The organism is Vibrio sp. 10N.222.52.B12 (genome assembly GCF_002875385.1).
In the GTDB taxonomy this organism is placed as follows: Bacteria; Pseudomonadota; Gammaproteobacteria; order Enterobacterales; family Vibrionaceae; genus Vibrio; species Vibrio jasicida.
The window spans coordinates 1-394 of sequence record NZ_MDAW01000039.1 but is presented as its reverse complement, the minus strand read 5'-3'; the positions used below and the strand labels follow the sequence as shown (position 1 = coordinate 394).

At 47.5% G+C, this 394-nt stretch carries 3 tRNA genes; all 3 read left to right on the top strand.

Going from position 1 to position 394, the window contains the following annotated elements:
* Positions 1–4: 4 nt before the first annotated feature.
* The 3 genes from BCT11_RS02955 to BCT11_RS02945 all read left to right on the top strand — a co-directional run bounded on the left by BCT11_RS02955 (position 5) and on the right by BCT11_RS02945 (position 263).
* Positions 5–80: transfer RNA gene (locus BCT11_RS02955), tRNA-Glu, on the top strand.
* Positions 81–82: 2 nt separating this feature from the next.
* Positions 83–158 (top strand) — tRNA-Lys (locus BCT11_RS02950).
* A 29-nt stretch (positions 159–187) separates the two neighbouring features.
* Positions 188–263 (top strand) — tRNA-Val (locus tag BCT11_RS02945).
* The last annotated feature ends 131 nt before the right edge of the window (positions 264–394 follow it).

The window sequence follows — 394 nt, the reverse complement described above, 5'->3', positions numbered from 1 at the left end:
CAGTGTCCCGTTCGTCTAGAGGCCTAGGACACCGCCCTTTCACGGCGGTAACAGGGGTTCGACTCCCCTACGGGATACCATTGGGTCGTTAGCTCAGTTGGTAGAGCAGTTGACTTTTAATCAATTGGTCGCAGGTTCGAATCCTGCACGACCCACCATTCTCTCCACGAGAATGAAAAAATAATGTGGGCGATTAGCTCAGTTGGGAGAGCACCTGCCTTACAAGCAGGGGGTCACTGGTTCGAGCCCGGTATCGCCCACCATTCTCTAAGTATTTTTGGATAGGAATTCCAAACCACTTCAGTAAGACGTATGTGGTTAGAATCTTCGACTCTGAAAGTCTTTAGAAAATGAACTTCTTAGGAAGTGATTTGCTCTTTAACAATTTGGAAAG